This is a genomic window from Rhizobium sp. UBA1881 (genome assembly GCF_002338015.1).
GTDB lineage: Bacteria > Pseudomonadota > Alphaproteobacteria > Rhizobiales > Rhizobiaceae > Rhizobium.
On record NZ_DDHH01000003.1, the window covers coordinates 5,269 to 6,042 of the forward strand.

The 774-nt window shown below is 63.0% G+C and carries 1 protein-coding gene; it reads left to right on the forward strand.

Going from position 1 to position 774, the window contains the following annotated elements; all coding sequences use genetic code 11:
* On the forward strand, positions 1–774 hold a 774-nt coding region (locus tag B3605_RS00350; RefSeq protein WP_296431518.1), incomplete at both ends, for a phosphoribosylaminoimidazolesuccinocarboxamide synthase.

Genomic DNA, 774 nt, shown 5'->3' on the forward strand with positions numbered 1-774 from the left:
GTTTGACCGGATCCTGACCTGCATCCCATACAAGGGCCAGGTCCTCACCCAGACGGCGCGCTACTGGTTCGAGGCGACCAAGGACATCTGCCCCAACCACGTCATCGCCTATCCCGATCCGAACGTCGTCGTCGGCAAGCGCCTCGACATCCTGCCGGTCGAAATCGTCGTGCGCGGCTATCTCGCCGGCACCACCGGCACCTCGATCCTCACTCTTTATAAGAAGGGTGAGCGCGAGATGTACGGCATGCGCCTGCCGGATGGCATGCGCGACAACCAGAAGCTCCCCGAGCCGGTCATCACGCCGACAAGCAAGGAATTCGATGGTGGCCACGACGAGCCGCTGACGCCGACCCAAATCGTCGAAGGCGGTCTGCTGACGCAGGCACAGTGGGATACGCTGTCCAAATACGCGCTGGCGCTCTTTGCCCGCGGCCAGGAAATGGCGGCCAAGCGCGGCCTCATCCTCGTCGACACCAAGTATGAGTTCGGCACCGACGAGAACGGCACGATCATCCTCGCCGACGAAATTCATACCCCCGACAGCAGCCGCTACTGGCTCGCCGACAGCTACCAGGCGAGCTTCGAGGCCGGCACGCGCCCGGCAAGCTTCGACAAGGATTTCGTCCGCGCCTGGGTGGCCGAACGCTGCGACCCCTACAAGGACGAGATCCCCGAGATCCCGACCGATCTCATCGAGCAGACCTCGGCTGTCTATATAAAGGCATATGAAGCCATCACCGCGCAGACCTTCGTGCCCGACGACACCGGCGC